Here is a 22,607-nt window from a genome sequence, read left to right on the forward strand (position 1 = left end):
TGCCTGTGACTGGGAGAAGGTGGCGGATCAGTTCAGGACGCGACGCAGATCCGGGGTGTCCAGCGAAAAGGCGGGAATGGCGACATCGAAGGTTTCGGCATCGTCGGTTTCCATTTCGTAACGACCGAACATGATGCCGGAGGGCGTGTCCAGGGGACAGCCTGAAGAATATTCAAAACTTTCCCCAGGCGCCAGGCGCGGCTGTTCGCCGATTACGCCCGGTCCGCTAACCTCATCGACTTGGCCATTCTGATCCGTAATATGCCAGTAACGATTGATCAGCCGGACGGCCGCATTCGACCGATTAACAATGACGACCTTGTAGCCCCAGACATAGCGGTTGTCTTCCGGGTCGGACTGTTCCGCCAGATAAAATGGCTCGACTGTGACCTCTATATCCCGTGTCAGCGCGCGATACATGAAAGTTGACTTCTTGACGCCTTGGTAAGCATACATTTTCAAAAACCGATAGGGTTATGGTTTATGGCAGTGTGGTCGCAGTGAAATAATCCTGCGTTAATAAAGACCATTAACAGACTTAATTTCCAGTAAAAAATAAGGGTAATGGAATTTTTTTTAGAGTTTTAAAAACTCGTCGCGGCAAGCTTCAGCAAAGAGTGTTGCTACTATATCAGGTTTCTCCATGAAGGATATGAATGCTTCAGATGGAGCTACAGCGCCGCGCATTTTATAAAACGTATTCATAAAATGTATAATTTATAAAGGACGCCGTTGCACTTTATATGTCTGCTGGATCTTCATGCGCTTCAGGGGGCGCGTCACGCCACCTGAAATCTTACGGCTTGAGAACGGGCTCAAGCCTTTCCGGCCATCAAGCGGAAACGGCTTCCAGCGCCTGAGCGAAGTCCTCTACCAGGTCTTCGGCGTCTTCAATGCCGCAGGATAGGCGCAATGTGCCGCCGGACATGCCGAGCGTTGCACGGGCTTCGTCCGTCAGGTTCTTGTGGGTGGTGGTGGCCGGGTGGGTGATCAGGCTCTTGGCATCACCGAGATTGTTGGAGATCTTCACCACTTGCAGAGCATTTTGCAGGGCAAAAGCCGCCGCCTTGCCGCCCTTCATTTCGAAAGCAACCAGCGTGGAGCCGCCCTTCATCTGCTTGGCGACGATGTCGGCCTGCGGATGGTCGGCGCGGCCTGGATAGATGACGCGGGCAATTTTGCTGTTGTCTGCCAGGAAATCGGCGATACGACCGGCATTTTCCGTCTGCTGCTTGACGCGCAGCGGCAGGGTTTCGACGCCTTTCAACAGGGTCCAGGCATTGAAGGGGGACATGGCCGGACCGGTATGGCGGAAGTAATCCTGGAGCTTTTCCTCAATCCATTGCTTGGACGATAGCACGATACCGCCCAGGCATCGGCCCTGGCCGTCGATATGCTTGGTTGCCGAATAGACAACGACATGGGCACCAAGTTCCAGCGGGTTTTGAAAGAGCGGGGTAGCGAAGACATTGTCAACCACAACGGTCGCGCCGACCTGGTTGGCAAGCTTGGCGACGCCGGCAATGTCCACCACTTCCAGGGTAGGATTGGTGGGGCTTTCCAGGAAAAACACCTTGGTATTCGGGCGGATGGCGTCCTCCCAATTCTTCAGGTCCCGGCCATCGACCAGGGTGAAATCCACGCCATATTTGGGTGCCAGCGTCTCGATCACCCAGCGGCAGGAGCCGAACAGGGCGCGGGCGGCGACAATATGATCGCCAGCCTGAACCTGGCAGAGAATGGAGGCCGCGACGGCAGCCATGCCGGAGGCCATGGCGCGGGCATCTTCGGCACCTTCCAGCAGGCACATGCGCTTTTCGAACATGTCATTGGTCGGGCTGCCATAGCGGGCGTAGATATAGCCTTCGGTCTCGCCGTTGAAGCGGGCTTCTGCCGCTTCCGAGCTGTCGTAGACGAAGCCCTGGGTAAGATAGATGGCTTCGGATGTTTCGCCATAAGGTGAACGCAGCGTGCCGCCATGAACGAGTTTGGTTGCTGGGCGCCAGTTGTTTGCCATGCTGTATGAGCCTTTCGAACACAAAAAAACCGGTCGCGAAATACGGACCGGTTTGCACGTGTCCGATCTTTTTAGCCAATTGTTTAACGTGGCTGCAAGCCGACCGGCCAAATCACCACGGGATAAGATTTGCTTACGCCGTTCTTTTGCTTGCGTCAATTCCCGGAGTTTGGTTTTGTCATATACTATATGCCGAGGTTTTACAGGCTGCGGCATGTTGCGCGCGCATGGCTCGGCGTCGGCGCTGCAAGGAAGACATAATGAAGCGGAATGCGGGCATATTGGCGGATCGCGCCATCGGCGACTTGTTTGGCTCGGGCTCGCTTTTGAGCGAAACCATGCTTGATCACGACCAGATCCAGCCGGCGAGTCTTGATCTGAGGTTGGGCTCCAAAGCGCTCAGGGTGCGTGCCAGTTTCATGCCCGGCCCCAACAGCACCGTGGCGGATAAGCTGCAACGGTTGACCCTGCACGAGATCGATCTGGAGCACGGCGCGGTCCTGGAAACCGGCTGTGTTTATATCGTGCCGCTGATGGAGAGCCTGGATCTCCCGGCGGATCTATCGGCTTCCACCAATCCGAAAAGCTCGACCGGTCGCCTCGACATCTTTACCCGGGTGATGGTCGATTACGCCCAGGAATTTGACAAGATCCCGGCAGGCTATAAGGGCCAGCTTTATCTGGAAATCAGCCCGCGGACGTTTCCGATCATCGTGCGGCGTGGCTCTCGCCTGTCGCAGATCCGCTTCCGCATCGGCCATGCGCTTCTGAGCGATAGCGAACTTCTGGATCTGCACAAGGCCGAGACGCTGGTGGCCAGCGAGACGCCCAATGTCTCGGGCGGCGGCATCGCGCTGTCCATCGATCTGAAGGGGACGGGACCGGATGGGCTGGTCGGCTATCGCGGCAAGCACCATACGGCGGTGATCGACGTTGACCGCAAGGCTGCCCATGATGTGCTGGACTTCTGGGAACCACTCTACAGCCGTGGCCGTGACGAATTGATCCTCGATCCCGACGAATTCTACATTCTCGTCTCACGCGAGGCCGTCCATGTCCCGCCACTCTATGCGGCGGAAATGACCCCATATGACCCGCTGGTTGGGGAATTCCGCGTTCATTACGCCGGTTTTTTCGATCCGGGCTTCGGCCATGCCGGGGCCGGCGGCACCGGCAGCCGCGCTGTGCTGGAAGTGCGCAGCCACGAAGTACCGTATATTCTCGAGCACGGCCAGATCATCGGCCGCCTAGTCTATGAACATATGCTCGAGCATCCCCAAGGCCTCTACGGCACAGGCCTCGGCTCCAATTACCAGGCCCAGGGACTGAAGCTCTCCAAGCATTTTCGCGCAGCCTGACCTGCGCTTTCATGCTTGACATCAACGCCCAAGTGTAGGAACTCTCGGGCATCAGGCGGGTGTAGCTCAATGGTAGAGCAGCAGCTTCCCAAGCTGAATACGAGGGTTCGATTCCCTTCACCCGCTCCAGCAAGCTTTTTGAATGCTCTGATCCCCAAAAACTGGACCGTTCATAACTGGAGTTTTCCGCGGTAATTTCCCGGCTGGGAAAAGGAGCGGAAGTATGAAGGCATCGAAGTTTTCGGACGCCCAGAAGGTGTTCATTTTGAAGCAGGGCGAGGGTGGTGTGCCGGTAGCCGAGATCTGCCGGAAGGCGGGGATCAGCCAGGCTACGTATTTCAATTGGCGCAAGAAGTATGCAGGCCTGTTGCCGGACGAAATGCGACGGCTCAAAGCTTTGGAAGATGAGAAGTCATGGCAGTGAGTTCATCTCTCGATGACCTCGATCTGTGGGCCTATGCCAACAATGTCACCCTGGACTTCTCGCGACCTGGCAAGCCGGCCGATAACGGCTTCATCGAAGCGTTCAACAGCAAGCTGCGTTCGGAATGCCTGAACGCCCACTGGTTCTTGACACTTGCGGATTCCCGCGAAAAGTTGGAGACTTGGCGTCGATACTACAACGAGGAACGTCCTCATTCGGCGATCGGATATAACCTCCCCTTTGCCCTGCAAAATCCCGGTGGCTAAACCAGCCCGTCACCGTGATCGGAGCCGGAAAACTCTAATTCCCGGCGGTCCAAGGTTTGGTCCCAGAGCATAATAGGCCGGACTTTAATTCATTCTAACGGAATTCGCAGTGGCGGATCACTCTATGGGCCAACTCAAATTGACCCCTCCTGACCTTTCTGGTTTAAAGGCATACGCTTGATAGTAAGCTTTTTTCTTCAAACCAGCAGTCCTAAAAAGAGTGATCGCAGCATGGGTGAATTATTTAAACGTGAATTTCCTAAGGGCAACCTGGACTTCACAGGGGAAAGGTTCACTTCGGCTGTCACGGGGCAGACGGCAATTGAGCATCTGCACCGCACGGTTATCGCCAGGAGCTTTTGCAAGGGTAAAGCCGTATTAGATATAGCGTCCGGCGAGGGGTATTGTTCCGCGATCCTAGCTCAGGTTGCGGAGCGAGTGACTGGTGTCGATATTTCCTCTGAAGCGGTTGATTATGCGAATCGTGAATACGCTCGGGAGAATCTTGTCTATAAATGCGGTAGCGCCCTGGATATCCCTGTTGACGATCACTCGGTAGATGTTGTTGTCTCTTTTGAGACTATAGAACATTTTACCGGCCATCAGCGTTTTATCGATGAGATCAAGAGGGTCCTAAAGCCGGGAGGTTTATTGATAGTCTCGACGCCGGATCAGGCTGTTTACTCACCTGAAGGCGAGCCAGCAAACCCTTATCACGTACACGAAATGTCGCGTACTGAATTCGTTGACCTTGTATCAGGGTCATTTGCCCATTTGGCGCTGTTGGGACAGCGTACTTTGATAGGGTCAATTGTAGCTCTAGATGAAGTCGCTCTAGCAGGCGCTGGACGCACTTTTTACACCTATGAACAGCGCCCGGGCAATGCTTTTGAACGATCAAAGGGCTTGGCGAGAGCGAAATATCTCATTGCGCTTGCATCGGACGATCCCATCAATCTCCTTGACATTGAAGAAAGCGTATTCGTTTCGACTAGTGAAATCGATCGGGCGTTAAATGCATGTGTGGATGTGAGAGAGGAATTGGCGGAGACCAAAACGGCACTTGCCGAAAGTCTTGGTTCAGAGGCGCGGTGGCGTGGGGACATTGAGACTATTGCAGGGAGGCTTGAAGCAAGTAAGGTCGAAAATGCCAACCTGACCAACAATTTAAAGCGCGTCGAAAGTGAATTGAGTCATCAATTACAGAATGTTGTTCCCGCAATTGAGGCGACGGTTGCTGAGCAACGTCAAGATGCTGAAAAATTAAGTCTATATTTGCGGGAGTTAGAAGAGCAGGTTCAGTATCTAAAAAATTCCTTGCAAATGGCGAGCCAGCAAAGAGACGACATAATTTCTGAAAAAGCGGAACTCGAAAAAATCGTTACTGAAATAGGTTTTTTCCAAAATAGCATAGAACAGTTGGAGGAAAAATATAGAATTACGAGTGAGAACCTCCATCAAGAACAGCAAAAACAGGAGGATAGTTATAAAAAACAGCTTGCCGAGTTGGAGTGCTGTCTGCATATTGAGCGCGAAAGCCTCTCTAAGCTAGCAGTCGATTACGACAAACTTCAAGTGGAATTTCACGCCTTGAAACGGCGTGAGCCTGACATTGCTCTTTTTGACTGTATGGCGGCGGGCGCACCTGGAGATGCCAGGCTTGTGGAGATGACCGCTAGGTTGTTAAATGTCCCGCAAAATTCTGGAAGCGCTCTCACTTTAGAAAATAATTGCCGTATTGGGGTCATTGTAAAGCCAGATGCGTCTGAACGCTGGGAAGAATACGCGCGAGCGCTCCACCGAAATGCACGGTATCAAGCGGCACTTGGAGCCTGGAATCGTGCGGTTTTCCTGGCCCCTGCCAGCGCGTCCGCCCTTAGTGGTCTGTCTGGTACGCTTAAGGCTCTCGGAAATCTCGAAGAAGCCAAGATCATGGCTATGCAGGCCTTTGCCCTCAATCCTGCTTCTCCAGCAATTGAGAAACAATTGGATGATGAGGATATTGATCTGGTTGGAAAGGCAGATATCGTATTAAAGTCAGATCAGCCGTCATCGCACTTTAATATGAAGGAAGCTCCGAAGGGGATTCGTCCGTTTGTCATAACGCAACTTGCAAAAAAAGCAGAGAGAAGTGGGCGCAACAAAATTGCCGCGAAGTATTATAGCGAACTTGCCCTTTTATATTCAAAAGACGTTGAGGCGCTTATTCGCCACGGTGATGCGGTCGCGAGAAATAGAGGGCTGCTGGCAGCTTCGACCTTTTATCTCCAGGCTTGCGCAATAGCACCGGAACTTCCCTTGGCGCGGCGGCGAGCGCTTGACGTCAAGCACCAGAATTTCGGTTTCAAACCTTATATAAAGGCGGGCATTGTTCGGGACGATGACGGCGTATTTACGAGTGTATCTGATGATCCTCAACTGATTTTTGATCCCGATCATCGAATTTTACCATCCGGACCCACGCTTTTTTCTTTTTCTATTCAGGTGATGTCTAAGGAAATACGTCCTGTTGTCTACGTTTGGCATGGGAAAAATGGTGAAGAGGTGTCGGCATTTACGTTGCCCATAATGAGAGGGGACGTAAACCTGGATATTCTTATTCCCCTTCCTGACCATATAACGGGAATTCGTTTTGACCCGGATGCCTCTGTCGGAGCCAAATTTTTAATTGGAAGAATGGGCTGGCTTTCAGGCCCGTCGTTGGAAGGGCGTTTCTTTAAGCTCGCCCCCCCTAGCTACTGCTTTATGGGTGACGGAAATCCAATTCAGCAGGACGTAGCTCGTCCTCAATCAGAGCGCATCTTAACGGCCACTCCGAAAAACGACCTGCAGTCCGTCAGAGACAGTTTTTGGATTAGTACAGATATAGATCCGCAATTTGACCTTGGTCACAAATCGGAACTTCCGTCTGGATGGGTTTGGCTTGATTTGGAAATTTCTGGAGTGAACCGCCAAATCGATCCGATACTTTATATTTGGACTGAGGGCGAGATTGTTGAAGTTCCCGTGCCGCTGTCGATATGTGATGGCCGGTCGGCTGTGTTGGTGTACCTTCCGAATAATATAAGCCAGATGCGGCTTGATCCAACGTTTCATAGCGGTATCGAATTTAGGCTCGGTAAGATTTCGTGGCGTGAATTTCAGCGTAGTTCCGCAGTTTTTCTGCCTCTGACGAGCAAAATTGATGAGGCTAATGATGAGCACAATATAGCGGATTCCAAGTCTCAGCTTGGATTGCGACCTTTTTCTATTGATTTTCAACCAAAGCCAAGCACGGGTTTGAACCGGATAGACGAGACGATATTTGAGACCATTAATGACGATCCGCAATGCATTTTAGAAATCGCAGAGTTGCACAAGATTGAGGGCTTGTTAAAAATTACAATCGAAACCGGAAGCAGCGACAGGGTTTTAAACTCATCGCTTTATGCTTGGTCCGGTGCTGCGGACAAACCAGTTGAATACTATTTCGATCATCTCGAAGCTAATCGGCAATATGAATATTTAATTATATTGCCCAAAAACACGACATCTTTGCGCTTTGATCCTGCTGACATGTCCGGTATCACGATGTCATTGCCGAAGATAACTTTGACAAATGACATAGATGAAAGCGACAGTTACCAAATCGCAAGAAACGGTGTTGCCGACAATTCAATATTGGAGCAGCATGTTGAATTAGTGCCTCTTCAACATTTGGAAAAAATATCAGACGGTTATTGGACGACAGGAAGCGATCCTCAGTTTTCTGTGTCGCTTGACAAGGGGGTGCCTTCGGGCTGGACTCTTGTATCTATCGACATGAGTGTCCAAGGTGTCGTAGCGCGACCATATTTGTACATATGGCAAGGGGAAAACATCCATACCATCCCACTGGCACCTATTGATGGTACTATGGTTGTGGAGCAATTAATCCGGATGCCAGACCAGATAACGGCTATCCGTTTTGATCCTACTGATGCGGAAAATGTGAGGTTTTCTGTTAACAGACTGAGTTTCGTACCAGTTGTCGATATCGCTGGCGCCGATGTGTATCGCATACGTGGTGGAGATCGTGGAGTTGATTATGCGTTGTGGAGTGAGCGTTTTGATACTCTGACTGCCACGGATCGATCTTTGATTGTTTCGTCTGTTGCGCGGCTTTCGTACCGCCCGCTGATTTCGATAGTTATGCCGGTTTACAATCCGGAGCCTCGGTTTTTGCGTCGTTGTCTTGATACGATTGTTGATCAACTCTATCCGTATTGGGAGTTGTGTGTCGCGGACGATTGCTCCCCCAATCCGGCAATCCGGTCCATTCTTTCAGAGTATGCAGCGCGCGATGAACGCATAAAGGTCATTTATCGCTCCGAGAATGGTCACATTTCTCGTGCATCCAACTCTGCAATTGAGCATGTGACTGGTGAGTTTGTGGCCCTCATGGATCATGACGACGAGATCCCTGCACACGCCCTGTACATGGTTGCTTGCGAGCTAAATCGTCACCCTGAGGCCGATATCATCTATACGGATGAAGATAAGATCGATGCGTCAGGCCGCAGACACGATCCTCATTTTAAAACGGACTGGAATCAGGAGCTGTTCTATTCGCAGAACATGGTTGCCCATCTTGGGGTCTACCGTACCAGCCTTGTCAAAGCTGTAAATGGTTTCAGAGTTGGCTTCGAAGGAAGCCAAGACTATGATTTCACTCTGCGGCTTCTCAAACTGACGTCACCTGAGCGTATTCGCCATATTCCTTTCGTTTTATACCACTGGCGTATTTTTGAGGGCGTCCGTACCTTCTCAAGCAACAATCCTTCTCGTTCAATCGACACGGCACGGCGGGCAATGGAGGAATATTTCGCTGATGTAGAGCCCGACAGTACTGTTCTTCCGATTGAAGCCTTCCCGAGTTGGTGGCGGATCAAGCGGCCTCTGCCGCAGGAGTTACCTTCGGTGACGATTGTAATTCCGACCCGTGACAGAGTTTCCCTTGTGCGCAATTGTGTTAGTGGTGTTCTCGACGGCACCGACTATTCCAATTTGGATGTGATAATCATTGATAATGGAAGCACAGAGGATGATAGTCTTGCCTATTTCGAACTGATTGGCAGAGATCCACGCGTCACGGTCTTGCGTGACGACGGGCCGTTCAATTATTCGAGATTGAATAATACTGCCGTAGCGATGGCCAAAGGCGATTATATTTGCTTTCTCAACAATGACATCGAGGTCATTGAAGCTGGTTGGCTGAGTGAGATGATGAGCCAGGCGGTTCGCGACAAGGTCGGTGCGGTCGGAACGCGCTTGCTCTATGGCAATGGCACGCTTCAGCATGCAGGCGTCACTTTAGGTATATACGGTGTCGCGGCCCATGGTCACCGCCACTTCCCTGGCAATTCCATAGGGTATTTTGGTCATCCTCAGCTGGTACGAGAAACCTCTGCCGTCACTGCGGCGGCCCTCGTTATGCGCAAGGATTTATTCACGGCAATTGGAGGCTTTGATAGCGCCAATCTTGCCGTCAGTTACAATGATGTCGACCTATGCCTGCGTGTTCGAGAAGCTGGTTACAAAGTTGTCTATACGCCATTTGCCCCGCTGCGCCATCTTGAGTCCGTTAGCCGAGGTCCAGATGTAACTCCAGAGCAGAAAGAACTGCAGCGCATCGAGCGAGGTTACATGCAAGCTCGTTGGGGCGCCCTGCTCAACAAGGATCCGCACTACAGCCTTAACCTTTCCCTTGACAATGAGGACTATCGACTGGCGTTTCCTTCTCGCGCCGTCAAGCCTTGGCGTCAGGAGGCAGATGTCGTTGAGCAGATTGTAAGAGATGCGCAGAGCAAACTTGCTGCCGCATCAGATGTCGATCTCTTCGATGTTCGCGAACTGGCGATATTGGCTGCTCAGACCAGTGTCATTATAGCCGCAGCTCAACCCTTTGCCGTTCTCGACGCACTCAGCGACGATTTTGAACAAAGCGGTCTTTCTCCGGCCTATATAGCCGTTGTTGATAATACGGGTGCAAAAGAGCGATTTGTGAAGGAAGGAAGCCTGGCCCGATTTAAAATAAGGCACCCAAATATAGCTGTTATTCTCATCACAGATACAGAGCAGGATTTTAATGCATCACGCACAGTGAATCTTGCGCTTTCAGCCATAACCGCCACGCCTTACCTTCTCATCATGACCGAGAATTGCAGCCTTTCCAGCAGTTTCCTCTCGGCTGTGCTTGCGTCATATCGGGCAGCAAGCAATCCCCAGGCAGTTATCGTGCCACGTGTTTTCGTGCGTGAGAATGAAGCACGTGATGGTGTCTTCACTGACGGCTATATCGATATGCCTGTGTCGCAGATTGCTCCCAGTCTCGACGCGATGTCTCCGGTAGGTTCTGATCTGGAGGGCCTACAACTGGCTGATCGACTTGCGCCGAATGATGTCGTCAAACGTCCAGCTATAGAGACAACGGATCTCATGGCAGGTGGCATTCTTTTCGCACAACGAAGCCTATTAATCCCACAGACTCCGGAGCAACAGAACGCAGAGGGCGACAACTCTTCATCTGCGTTGTATGATGCACTGTTTTTAACGCAGCCAGCGCGACTGGAGGATGTTGGGCGAAAGTTGAAGGCGCGTGGCGCTGATATTTACGCGACAACAGCAGCGCTCAGTGTTTTCGCTGCTCCTCGACTCTTGGATATTGTCCATGTTTGGCAATATTGGCATGATTACATTTGGTTGAATCAAAAGGCTCATGGTATCGCAGACACTGGCCGTATCGAATTTGTTTGCCCATTCCATCGGGGCGACGTGTTGATCGGATTGCAGGTCGCTTTTACCGCATACAAGGCAGGTAAAAATCTGCGTTTTCACGTTGCCGAAAGCTTGCTGAGTTGGGTTCAGGATTTCCATCCGCCTTTCCCTGTCGAGAGCTTGCCAGTTCCAGTTCCTTCCGCCCAGGAAACATCTCTGTATTTGCTCCGATCCTATGAGCATCTTCTCAAGAGAGGTGATAGCAGTCCTATGATTGCTCGTTCGCATCCCTTCCGCGGTCTGGATGCCATGGATAACAATTTGGTTAAAGCAATGCTGGGGTCTGTGGGCTTAGCCCCAGATACGCCAATCGAAAGCCTTCTCCCAGTTTCGAGCGTCGAGCAACAACAAGACATTGATAAGCTGCTAGCACCTTTTGGCAACAAGGTTATCTTACTCCACCGCTCTGGGGGGTGGGGCCTGAAGACGATACCTGATACCATTCTGCAGGAGTTGGCCGAAGTTGTTAAAGAGAAAGGATTTAAACTCGTCCAGATCGGTGGACCGGGCGATGCTAAATGCGCGCAGGCCGACGGTATCATTGCTCAAAACCTATCCGCCGGCCATTGGGCGGCTCTCTTTAAGAAGGCGGCCGCAGTCTTCGGTGTAGACAGTTGGTCCGCGCATATGGCCGCTATTCTCGACGTTTCACAAGTTACATTCTATGGGTCAACTCAGCCTAGGCATGTCGCTTCAAAACCGTTCTTCAAAAAAAATAATGCACCTGCGTTGATGGTAAGCCCAACAGTCGCATGCTCTCCATGCAACTCGCTAACATGTCTCATCGCTCCAGTGCCGTTCTGTGAAGGCTATAATATCTCAAAATCAAAAATCGGAAGCTTCTTAGAGGAGATAGATGTGGCTAAAATCGGCAATTAAACAATCAAGAGTAACGTCCTATATAATGTAGTAAGACGAGTTTTACCTTATATCAAGGGTCGTTGAAAGTGACGCTTGGTACTAGTCATGCCGCAATTGCCGAAGGAAATTTCTTTGTTAACTGAACACCAAAAAGATTTAATTCGGCATGGTCGGCGTATTTATAAACAAAGTGGTCTGGCTGCAGTTGCTGGCGCAGGCCTTAAAGAGCTTGCTCGGTCCATAGACGGGTCTGCTGCTAACAGGGCAACCGAAGCCCCTTGGTGGAAAAATGTACTCCGTGCTTACAAGGAGTACGGAAGAAAAGCTGCGGCTACGACATTAATTGTATATTTGGGTCGGGCTTTGGACCGAGGAGTAAATTTACGCAGCATACGTGGTGGAGATCGTGGAGTTGATTATGCGTTGTGGAGTGAGCGTTTTGATACTCTGACTGCCACGGATCGATCTTTGATTGTTTCGTCTGTTGCGCGGCTTTCGTACCGCCCGCTGATTTCGATAGTTATGCCGGTTTACAATCCGGAGCCTCGGTTTTTGCGTCGTTGTCTTGATACGATTGTTGATCAACTCTATCCGTATTGGGAGTTGTGTGTCGCGGACGATTGCTCCCCCAATCCGGCAATCCGGTCCATTCTTTCAGAGTATGCAGCGCGCGATGAACGCATAAAGGTCATTTATCGCTCCGAGAATGGTCACATTTCTCGTGCATCCAACTCTGCAATTGAGCATGTGACTGGTGAGTTTGTGGCCCTCATGGATCATGACGACGAGATCCCTGCACACGCCCTGTACATGGTTGCTTGCGAGCTAAATCGTCACCCTGAGGCCGATATCATCTATACGGATGAAGATAAGATCGATGCGTCAGGCCGCAGACACGATCCTCATTTTAAAACGGACTGGAATCAGGAGCTGTTCTATTCGCAGAACATGGTTGCCCATCTTGGGGTCTACCGTACCAGCCTTGTCAAAGCTGTAAATGGTTTCAGAGTTGGCTTCGAAGGAAGCCAAGACTATGATTTCACTCTGCGGCTTCTCAAACTGACGTCACCTGAGCGTATTCGCCATATTCCTTTCGTTTTATACCACTGGCGTATTTTTGAGGGCGTCCGTACCTTCTCAAGCAACAATCCTTCTCGTTCAATCGACACGGCACGGCGGGCAATGGAGGAATATTTCGCTGATGTAGAGCCCGACAGTACTGTTCTTCCGATTGAAGCCTTCCCGAGTTGGTGGCGGATCAAGCGGCCTCTGCCGCAGGAGTTACCTTCGGTGACGATTGTAATTCCGACCCGTGACAGAGTTTCCCTTGTGCGCAATTGTGTTAGTGGTGTTCTCGACGGCACCGACTATTCCAATTTGGATGTGATAATCATTGATAATGGAAGCACAGAGGATGATAGTCTTGCCTATTTCGAACTGATTGGCAGAGATCCACGCGTCACGGTCTTGCGTGACGACGGGCCGTTCAATTATTCGAGATTGAATAATACTGCCGTAGCGATGGCCAAAGGCGATTATATTTGCTTTCTCAACAATGACATCGAGGTCATTGAAGCTGGTTGGCTGAGTGAGATGATGAGCCAGGCGGTTCGCGACAAGGTCGGTGCGGTCGGAACGCGCTTGCTCTATGGCAATGGCACGCTTCAGCATGCAGGCGTCACTTTAGGTATATACGGTGTCGCGGCCCATGGTCACCGCCACTTCCCTGGCAATTCCATAGGGTATTTTGGTCATCCTCAGCTGGTACGAGAAACCTCTGCCGTCACTGCGGCGGCCCTCGTTATGCGCAAGGATTTATTCACGGCAATTGGAGGCTTTGATAGCGCCAATCTTGCCGTCAGTTACAATGATGTCGACCTATGCCTGCGTGTTCGAGAAGCTGGTTACAAAGTTGTCTATACGCCATTTGCCCCGCTGCGCCATCTTGAGTCCGTTAGCCGAGGTCCAGATGTAACTCCAGAGCAGAAAGAACTGCAGCGCATCGAGCGAGGTTACATGCAAGCTCGTTGGGGCGCCCTGCTCAACAAGGATCCGCACTACAGCCTTAACCTTTCCCTTGACAATGAGGACTATCGACTGGCGTTTCCTTCTCGCGCCGTCAAGCCTTGGCGTCAGGAGGCAGATGTCGTTGAGCAGATTGTAAGAGATGCGCAGAGCAAACTTGCTGCCGCATCAGATGTCGATCTCTTCGATGTTCGCGAACTGGCGATATTGGCTGCTCAGACCAGTGTCATTATAGCCGCAGCTCAACCCTTTGCCGTTCTCGACGCACTCAGCGACGATTTTGAACAAAGCGGTCTTTCTCCGGCCTATATAGCCGTTGTTGATAATACGGGTGCAAAAGAGCGATTTGTGAAGGAAGGAAGCCTGGCCCGATTTAAAATAAGGCACCCAAATATAGCTGTTATTCTCATCACAGATACAGAGCAGGATTTTAATGCATCACGCACAGTGAATCTTGCGCTTTCAGCCATAACCGCCACGCCTTACCTTCTCATCATGACCGAGAATTGCAGCCTTTCCAGCAGTTTCCTCTCGGCTGTGCTTGCGTCATATCGGGCAGCAAGCAATCCCCAGGCAGTTATCGTGCCACGTGTTTTCGTGCGTGAGAATGAAGCACGTGATGGTGTCTTCACTGACGGCTATATCGATATGCCTGTGTCGCAGATTGCTCCCAGTCTCGACGCGATGTCTCCGGTAGGTTCTGATCTGGAGGGCCTACAACTGGCTGATCGACTTGCGCCGAATGATGTCGTCAAACGTCCAGCTATAGAGACAACGGATCTCATGGCAGGTGGCATTCTTTTCGCACAACGAAGCCTATTAATCCCACAGACTCCGGAGCAACAGAACGCAGAGGGCGACAACTCTTCATCTGCGTTGTATGATGCACTGTTTTTAACGCAGCCAGCGCGACTGGAGGATGTTGGGCGAAAGTTGAAGGCGCGTGGCGCTGATATTTACGCGACAACAGCAGCGCTCAGTGTTTTCGCTGCTCCTCGACTCTTGGATATTGTCCATGTTTGGCAATATTGGCATGATTACATTTGGTTGAATCAAAAGGCTCATGGTATCGCAGACACTGGCCGTATCGAATTTGTTTGCCCATTCCATCGGGGCGACGTGTTGATCGGATTGCAGGTCGCTTTTACCGCATACAAGGCAGGTAAAAATCTGCGTTTTCACGTTGCCGAAAGCTTGCTGAGTTGGGTTCAGGATTTCCATCCGCCTTTCCCTGTCGAGAGCTTGCCAGTTCCAGTTCCTTCCGCCCAGGAAACATCTCTGTATTTGCTCCGATCCTATGAGCATCTTCTCAAGAGAGGTGATAGCAGTCCTATGATTGCTCGTTCGCATCCCTTCCGCGGTCTGGATGCCATGGATAACAATTTGGTTAAAGCAATGCTGGGGTCTGTGGGCTTAGCCCCAGATACGCCAATCGAAAGCCTTCTCCCAGTTTCGAGCGTCGAGCAACAACAAGACATTGATAAGCTGCTAGCACCTTTTGGCAACAAGGTTATCTTACTCCACCGCTCTGGGGGGTGGGGCCTGAAGACGATACCTGATACCATTCTGCAGGAGTTGGCCGAAGTTGTTAAAGAGAAAGGATTTAAACTCGTCCAGATCGGTGGACCGGGCGATGCTAAATGCGCGCAGGCCGACGGTATCATTGCTCAAAACCTATCCGCCGGCCATTGGGCGGCTCTCTTTAAGAAGGCGGCCGCAGTCTTCGGTGTAGACAGTTGGTCCGCGCATATGGCCGCTATTCTCGACGTTTCACAAGTTACATTCTATGGGTCAACTCAGCCTAGGCATGTCGCTTCAAAACCGTTCTTCAAAAAAAATAATGCACCTGCGTTGATGGTAAGCCCAACAGTCGCATGCTCTCCATGCAACTCGCTAACATGTCTCATCGCTCCAGTGCCGTTCTGTGAAGGCTATAATATCTCAAAATCAAAAATCGGAAAATTTCTAGAAATTAGCTCTGGACCAGATTTTTGACACAAGGGTATTGCATTATAAAATGCTGAATTGAAGAGGAATATTAGAAAGTGTTAAAGCTTGACTGAACGGACAGAGTGATTCTGATGCTAGCAGACGAACTGAACGAGACGAAGCGTCGCCTAGGCGTTGAAAAAATCAAATCGCGCTGCAAAGTTATAGGGGCCCTTATTCTGCGGGATATGCGGACGCGTTTCGGTAGATCCCATTTAGGATACCTTATCGCAATCGCGTGGCCACTCGTTCATCTGACTGTAATCGTCTGCATGGTTTCTTTGGCAAACCGGGTGATGCCTCTTGGAACGGAACCATCAGTTTTCGTTGCGACAGGAGTAATTCCTTACATCTTGTGTCTTTATCCAGCCCGTATGATGTGTTTTGCAATTGATAGCAATAAATCTCTTTTTCTATTTCCAGTAATAAGGCCAATTGATATGATTGTCGCTCGGGCAGTTGTTGAGTTTCTGACGGCTTTTACTGTTGTTTTAATTTTTTGTATAACGTTGTATGCATTTGGAGTTGATATAGTGCCACCTAACGTCGCATTGTGGGCAAGTTCGCTCTTGGCGACTGTATATTTTTCTATATGTTTTGGTGTTTTGAATACTGTTTGCTTTACTTTATTTAAGATGTGGAATGCGATTTTTATCGGTTGCATTTTAATAATGTACGCATCTTCTGGAACGTTTGCGTTGCCCCAGACGTTTTCGCCTGAGGTGCGTGCAATTATCTGGTTTAATCCTCTTTTGCACTGTGTTGAATGGCTGAGGTCGGCTTACTATGAGGGGTACGGTGATGATATGCTTTCTAAGGCATATCTTTTATGGTTCTCCACTTTCCTGCTGTTTTTAGGATTGACAGGCGAACGATTTTTGCGCGGGAAATTGATGTCGTCATGATCAAGTTGTCGAACGTTTTCAAATTTTATCGAATAAAAGGAGGAATGAAGATCATACTTGATCATGTATCTCTCGATTTGAGGCCGGGGATATCCTACGGCATATTGGGGATAAATGGTGCTGGTAAATCAACCACAATGCGTTTGCTTGCTGGTACCGAGCTTCCAAACTCAGGCACCATTCGGCGTACATCGCGTATATCTTGGCCACTCGGATTTGGGGCTGGATTGCATCCAGAGATGACCGGAAAAGAAAATATCCGTTTTGTTGCTCAAATATATGGCCAAGAGCCGAAACGGGCAGTCGAGTTTGTGGAGGACTTTGCGGAGATTGGGGCTTACATTAATGAGCCCTATAAAAACTACTCATCGGGTATGGCTCAGCGTTTGGCGTTCGGTTTGTCAATGGCGATTGATTTCGAATGCTACCTTATAGATGAGGTCACGGCGGTGGGGGATGCGCGGTTTCAAGCCAGGTGCCACGAGGAGTTTGCTAAACGGCGCGCAAGGTCTGATATCATCATGATATCACATTCTATGGATACTGTTCGGGATTATTGTAGCAGGGCTATTGTGCTCGCGCATGGCGTGATGCATGAGTTCACGAATGTCGATGACGCTATTGAGATATATAAAAAGCTCAATCAGTAACCTGTGGTATGGCCGTCGTTTTGCCGCATTAAATATCACCAATTAGGTCAATCGACGGACCTTAGTGGACAGTAGCGAAGCTGGTTTGGCAAACGTAAAGTTCCGCAGTTATGCAAACCTACTGGAACCTGTCATTAAACAAAACTGAGAGATATGAGCGAACTCACCCATCCAAAAGCCAATGACACATCAGAAGTCATCAATGGCGAGGTCTTTGCGGCAGCAATTTCTATTGAATTGCGGCGAGTTGCTCGGCGCGCGCGTGTTCCGAAGCCTATAAGCTCAGGCGGTGGTGGATTTCGAGCTCGACGCTCTGAAAAAATATTCAAAGCTTTGTTGGTAGGATCTTGCGTTTTCATTTTTATAATACCGACGTTCATAACGGCAGTTTATCTTTATTTTTTTGCTGCAGATCAATATGTGGCAGAATCTCGCTTTGTGGTTAGTTCCTCTCAGCAGTCAAGCCTGGAGGGAATGGCTAGCATCTCAAGCATTCTGAGTGGCACAAAAGGACAAGACGGTTTAATCGTTGCCGACTACGTCAGTAGTGGCGCAATGTTGGACGCTCTCAATTCTAAATTCGATGTACGAAAGATGTTCTCCCCTGGAACGCGCGATTTTATTGCAGAGTTACCAGCTGACAGTTCACGCGAAAAGGTCCTCAAATTCTGGGAAAGTCACGTTTCCGTGTCGGTCAACCGAACGTCTGGTTTGGTGACAATGAAAATTAGAACCTTTTCACCGAATGATAGCCTTACACTTTCCAATGCGATTCTCGAGCTGTCAGAGGGTATGGTTAATAAATTGACGCATCGCAATGAGGTCGATGCTTTCGGCCGGGCTGAAGACGAGATGCATTTAAGCAGAGAGAAATTGGAGCGCGCGACTGCCAGTTTGCGCGATGCACGCAATTCTGCTGGTGTGCTCGATGTCACCATAACCGCCAAAGCCTATGCGGACGTTGTTTCGCAACTGCGCTTAAATCTCTCAAAGATAGAACAAGATATTGCTGCGATGACGAAAGTTGGGAGCGCAACAGCACCTCAGGTAATAGCATTGAGGAATCGCGCGTCGGCACTCAAGGATCAGATCCAGCAATACGAAAACAGCATTGCCGGTGGGGCAATCAACATAAAAGACCCAAATCAAAATCTTGCTCAACGTGCTTTGGAACTTAACCAAAAGGAACTAGAGCTCAAAATTGCACAAGAGGAATATGCCTCGGCTGTTGCTGAGTTTGAAAAAGTACGCCTTACATCACAGCAACAGCAGGCCTATCTCGTGCCTTACATTACTCCGAATTTGGTAGAGGAATCAAACTATCCTAAAAGAGGTTTGGTTCTCTCCATAACCGTTGCAATTTCTCTGTTGATCTGGTCCGCGTTTGCCGGTCTTGCGACACTCGTACGGGACCATATGGCATAGGCGGATAATCATGCTTTTCAATATAGACACTGATATGGGAAATACAGTCGGTGGTTGGTTGGTTCTTGATAATCCAAGTGACATCCCCGTCTTTCGTTTCTCCGTGGCCGGTCGTCAAGATCTAATTTTCAAATCAAATGTTTTTCGGAGAGATCTACAGGATATCGGAATACATACAACGGGTATGGCCGGTTTTCACATTGACGAGCAAATTGTTCCAGATTTGTCTAGTCTAAGCGAATTCGTTTTAAGGGAGGCAACAACTGGGCTGCCGCTCTACGCTAGATATAATCCAGATCGGCATCTAGCGCAGAAACTAATTATAATTGACACCGGGCTTTTGCCGCAAATGAGGTCCATGCATCTTCTTATGGATTTTTTCGCAATTCGCTACCCAATGATTGAACGGTTTTCTCTTGAAACCGTGTCTTCTGTTCTCGGTCGAAATTTTTTTCAATCTGTTGTTGTGTCTGGAGATGTAAACTGGACAAGATTATCGGATATAATTGAGAAATCGGGGTTTAAGGCAATAACGTTGCTTCGAGATCCGTTTGAGGAGATGGCGGAGAAATTTATTTTTCTCAAAAGAATGGCTGATCATCCTCCGAGCGCATCGTCAATGCCGTTGATTGAAAAATATAACGTTCTGCTTCCATTGGTTAAGGATATGGATTTCGGAAATCCGAAGTCGGTTCTATCTTCATTGCGTGGTTTAACGCGCGAGCAACGGCGATTATTGAGGTCTCCTGTAACCTATGCCTTTGGGGCATCACCAGACGAAGAGCTCCAACGGCGCAATGTAAGCATTGCGTTGGATAATCTGGCGAAGCTTAATCTAGTAGGTATTCGTCCGCGTTTTGAGCAATATGTTACATCCGCTTCATATTTGCTTGGCGCCCCAATCTTTGAGGGGGTCGAGTTGAAGTTTTTGCCTTTTACCGGAGATTTGGCTGCCACACTAGCGGGTATCGGCATTGCCTGCGATCTTTTGGATGAGGATATTGCGTTGTATTCGTTTGTCCGAGAAGCCGTTGAAGCTGCCATTGAAAATAACTGTAAAGTTCAACCAAGCGAAGATTCAATTCGTGGCGGGATAGCCTGAACAATGAAAATCGTAGACAGGTTCCGTAACAGGATCACATATCTAAGTTCTCGTGCACCCGATGTGTCAGACCAAGAGCACGATCAAAAGGAAATTCAGTCGAACGAAATTATTGGACGGGTTCTCGCCATATTGCCTGCTCGGTTAATGCGGCGACCTATCAGCGATAGCAATGTTCCTCGTATCGTCTATCCATCTGTACCGTCAACGGGGCGTGGAGGATTTTTTTACTATTCATTCCTGTTATTTGTTGTGCTTCCGTCTTTTGCTACTTTGATTTTTTCTGCTTTTTGGGCATCAAATATTTACGTGGTTGAGACCAAGATGACGGTCCGCCAAGCGATCGATCCGGAAACTAATGGCACCTCTTTAAGTGGTACTGCATCGTCAATTCTCAGCAGTTTTGGTCTTTCTCAATCATCTGGAACGGCTCAAGACACGTTGATTGTTTTAGACTATCTCAAGAGCCGCGCGGTAATTTTAGATGTTGGCGGGCGAGATACGATGGAGAAATTCTACAACCGCCCGACGCTGGATTGGTTGTCAAAATTAGGCTCTTCAATTGATCTTGAAGCACTTTGGTCCTATTGGCGCAGCCACGTACAAGCTTCTGTTGATACGCAATCTAATATTTTAACACTGAAGGTGGAAGCGTATACTCCACAGGATGCTTATGATTTGTCGTCTTCTATTCTCAAAAGTAGCGAAAATTTAATTAATCGGATTTCGTCGAGGAACCGTCAGGACGCTCTCAACCGTGCAAAAGAAGAAGTAGATAGAAGCATCGGCCAGTTGGCAGATGCCCGCTCTGAAATGCTGGCTTTCCAACAAAAAATCAACTCTCTTGATCCGGTGGAAACGGCAAAGCAGATTATGTCACTGACATCTTCTTTATCTCTAAAAAAAATAGAGCTTGAAACAGGTATAGCTTCTTCAAGCCTTTCTGGAGCGACTGATCGTCCGGGTGATCGATATGCTAAAACTCAGTTGGAGGTCATCAATTCACAAATCGAAAATCTAAAGGGATTGTTAACGGCTCCGGATCAACCCTTATCAGTGTCGCAACAGCTTAAAGAGTTCGAAATCCTTAAGCTACGCCAAACTTTTGCCGAGCAGATGTACACTTTGGCTCATACTAGCTTCGAAGAAGCACGCCGTAAACTTAGCAAACAACAACTCTATGTAGTGGTCGTGGTGCCGCCATTATTGCCCGAAGAGGCGCTTTATCCGCAGCCATTTATAAATATGGCCCTCGTCTTTTTCGCTTGTTTTATAACCTGGTCTATCATGTCGTTGGCCATAGCTGCGATAAAAGATAGTGAATGATGTTCTACTGACTTGACCTTGCTTTGACTTTGCCCCGTTGAGATAATCCATTTTGAGGTAAGCTCTGGCCCATTGAGAGGACCAGAGGAACGAAGCGCAATCGTTTCACGGGCGAACAGATTATCGGCATGACCTGCGCCCCTAAACTTCCTCCAAATTTTGGTAGAGTCCGTCACAAGCATGAGACGGACGAATGAAGCGTTCACGGTTCACGGAAGAGCAGATCATCGGGATCTTGAAGGAGCAGGAAGCGGGTGCGAAGACGGCCGATGTTTGCCGCAAGCACGGCATCTCGGATGCAACCTTCTACAAATACAAGGCGAAGTATGGCGGGATGGACGTGTCCGATGCCCGCAAGTTGAAGGCACTTGAAGATGAGAACGCCAAGCTGAAGAAGCTTTTGGCCGAAGCTATGCTGGACAACGCGATCCTGAAGGATGTCGCGTCAAAAAAATGGTGACGCCCGATGTGAAGCGGGATGCGGTGGTGCACGTCTGTGCTCAGCACGGGGTGAGCCAGCGTCGGGCGTGCGAGGTTCTGTCTGTGGATCGGTCGAGCATACGATATCGCAGTGTGCGGCCTGACGATGCGGCCATTCGGGAGGCCATGAAGAAGGTGGCGTCGGAGCGGCGTCGCTTCGGCTATCGCCGTATCCACGTGATGCTTGATCGACAGGGGATTGTCATGAACCTGAAGAAACTTCGGCGTCTCTATCGGGAGGAGAAGCTGACGGTGCGCAAGCGTGGCGGCCGAAAGCGGGCCTTGGGCACGAGACGTCCTCTGGCTTTGCCGTCGCGTCCGGGCGAGCGCTGGAGCCTGGACTTCGTCAGCGATGCCTTCACCGACGGTCGCCGCTTTCGGATCCTGGCCGTCGTCGACGACTTCACCCGCGAATGCCTATGCCTGGTCGCCGATACATCCCTGTCAGGCGCAAGGCTTGCTCGCGAACTGGATAGTCTCATCGCTAGACGCGGAAAGCCGAGGACGATTGTCTCGGACAACGGGACGGAGATGACCAGCATGGCCATCCTCAAATGGTGCCAGGAGACCCAGGTCGAATGGCACTACATCGCACCGGGCAAACCGATGCAAAACGGCTTCGTCGAAAGCTTCAACGGCAGCTTTCGCGACGAGTGCCTCAACGAGACCCTGTTCTCGTCGCTCACTCAGGCCAGAGCCGCCATCACCGCATGGAACGAGGACTACAACAGAAACAGACCGCACTCGTCGCTGGGCAACATCACGCCCAGCGAGTTCGCAATGAAAATGGCTATGGAAAAACTGGCCGCATGAGGCCAGATTGGAAACCAAAGACTCTCCCGAAAACTGGAGGGAAATTGGGTCTCAGGTCAGGAGTCATTGAAAATGACTCCTCGTATTCCTTTTGAAAATATCTCAAGCCTCTGACGCATTTGAGATATTTTCAATTTGTTCAAGTCGAGGATGCGTGAGCATCTTCGAGAC

The 22,607-nt window shown here is 49.9% G+C and carries 11 protein-coding genes, 1 tRNA gene, 2 pseudogenes and 1 riboswitch; of the genes and pseudogenes, 12 read left to right on the plus strand and 2 right to left on the minus strand.

The features are described from left to right. Nucleotides 1-27: 27 nt before the first annotated feature. A complete protein-coding gene (gene apaG, locus G6L01_RS00575; RefSeq protein WP_070163645.1) occupies nt 28-420 on the minus strand; it encodes a Co2+/Mg2+ efflux protein ApaG in 393 nt (130 codons plus the stop codon). Between the two features lie 412 nt (nt 421-832). Beyond that, nucleotides 833-2,017, minus strand: a complete 1,185-nt coding sequence (locus G6L01_RS00580; RefSeq protein WP_070163644.1) for an O-succinylhomoserine sulfhydrylase — start codon at nt 2,015-2,017, stop codon at nt 833-835. A 50-nt stretch (nt 2,018-2,067) separates the two neighbouring features. Beyond that, nucleotides 2,068-2,146, minus strand: a riboswitch (SAM riboswitch). A gap of 131 nt (nt 2,147-2,277) precedes the next feature. Between G6L01_RS00580 and G6L01_RS00585 the strand changes: the two genes are divergently transcribed. The 12 genes and pseudogenes from G6L01_RS00585 (at nt 2,278) to G6L01_RS00640 (ending at nt 22,436) form a co-directional block, all read left to right on the plus strand. Beyond that, a complete protein-coding gene (locus tag G6L01_RS00585) occupies nt 2,278-3,375 on the plus strand; it encodes a 2'-deoxycytidine 5'-triphosphate deaminase (RefSeq protein WP_070163643.1) in 1,098 nt (365 codons plus the stop codon). Nucleotides 3,376-3,430: 55 nt separating this feature from the next. Further along, nucleotides 3,431-3,504, plus strand: a tRNA-Gly gene (locus G6L01_RS00590). 94 nt (nt 3,505-3,598) lie between these two features. Further along, nucleotides 3,599-3,790, plus strand: a pseudogene (locus G6L01_RS00595) (transposase); the annotation flags it as partial. Between the two features lies 1 nt (nt 3,791). Continuing rightward, nucleotides 3,792-4,065, plus strand: a pseudogene (locus G6L01_RS00600) (integrase core domain-containing protein); the annotation flags it as partial. A 231-nt stretch (nt 4,066-4,296) separates the two neighbouring features. After that, nucleotides 4,297-11,739 carry a glycosyltransferase gene (locus tag G6L01_RS00605; RefSeq protein ID WP_071207182.1) on the plus strand — a complete coding sequence of 2,481 codons (7,443 nt, stop codon included), beginning with the start codon at nt 4,297-4,299 and terminating at the stop codon, nt 11,737-11,739. Nucleotides 11,740-11,826: 87 nt separating this feature from the next. After that, nucleotides 11,827-15,741, plus strand: a complete 3,915-nt coding sequence (locus G6L01_RS00610) for a glycosyltransferase (protein ID WP_081356529.1) — start codon at nt 11,827-11,829, stop codon at nt 15,739-15,741. Nucleotides 15,742-15,827: 86 nt separating this feature from the next. Continuing rightward, complete coding sequence (locus G6L01_RS00615) at nt 15,828-16,640, plus strand: ABC transporter permease (RefSeq protein WP_081343961.1); 813 nt, start codon at nt 15,828-15,830, stop codon at nt 16,638-16,640. Then, a complete protein-coding gene (locus G6L01_RS00620; protein WP_070164024.1) occupies nt 16,637-17,290 on the plus strand; it encodes an ABC transporter ATP-binding protein in 654 nt (217 codons plus the stop codon). The genes G6L01_RS00615 and G6L01_RS00620 overlap by 4 nt, the downstream gene beginning before the upstream one ends. A gap of 153 nt (nt 17,291-17,443) precedes the next feature. Next, entirely contained in the window at nt 17,444-18,715 is a 1,272-nt protein-coding gene (locus G6L01_RS00625; protein ID WP_139190144.1) for a KpsE/RkpR family capsule polysaccharide export protein, read from the plus strand. 10 nt (nt 18,716-18,725) lie between these two features. Next, the gene (locus G6L01_RS00630; protein WP_070163638.1) at nt 18,726-19,817 is read left to right on the plus strand and encodes a hypothetical protein; all 1,092 of its coding nucleotides are present in this window, start codon (nt 18,726-18,728) and stop codon (nt 19,815-19,817) included. A 3-nt stretch (nt 19,818-19,820) separates the two neighbouring features. Further along, complete coding sequence (locus G6L01_RS00635) at nt 19,821-21,143, plus strand: KpsE/RkpR family capsule polysaccharide export protein (RefSeq protein WP_139190143.1); 1,323 nt, start codon at nt 19,821-19,823, stop codon at nt 21,141-21,143. Nucleotides 21,144-21,336: 193 nt separating this feature from the next. Next, nucleotides 21,337-22,436 (plus strand): IS3 family transposase gene (locus tag G6L01_RS00640; protein ID WP_139190142.1). Its coding sequence is split into 2 segments (ribosomal slippage): nt 21,337-21,589 and nt 21,589-22,436, totalling 1,101 coding nucleotides; the frame shifts between segments, so codons are not numbered across the junction. Nucleotides 22,437-22,607: the final 171 nt, after the last annotated feature.

This window comes from Agrobacterium vitis, from assembly GCF_013337045.2.
In the GTDB taxonomy this organism is placed as follows: domain Bacteria; phylum Pseudomonadota; class Alphaproteobacteria; order Rhizobiales; family Rhizobiaceae; genus Allorhizobium; species Allorhizobium vitis_B.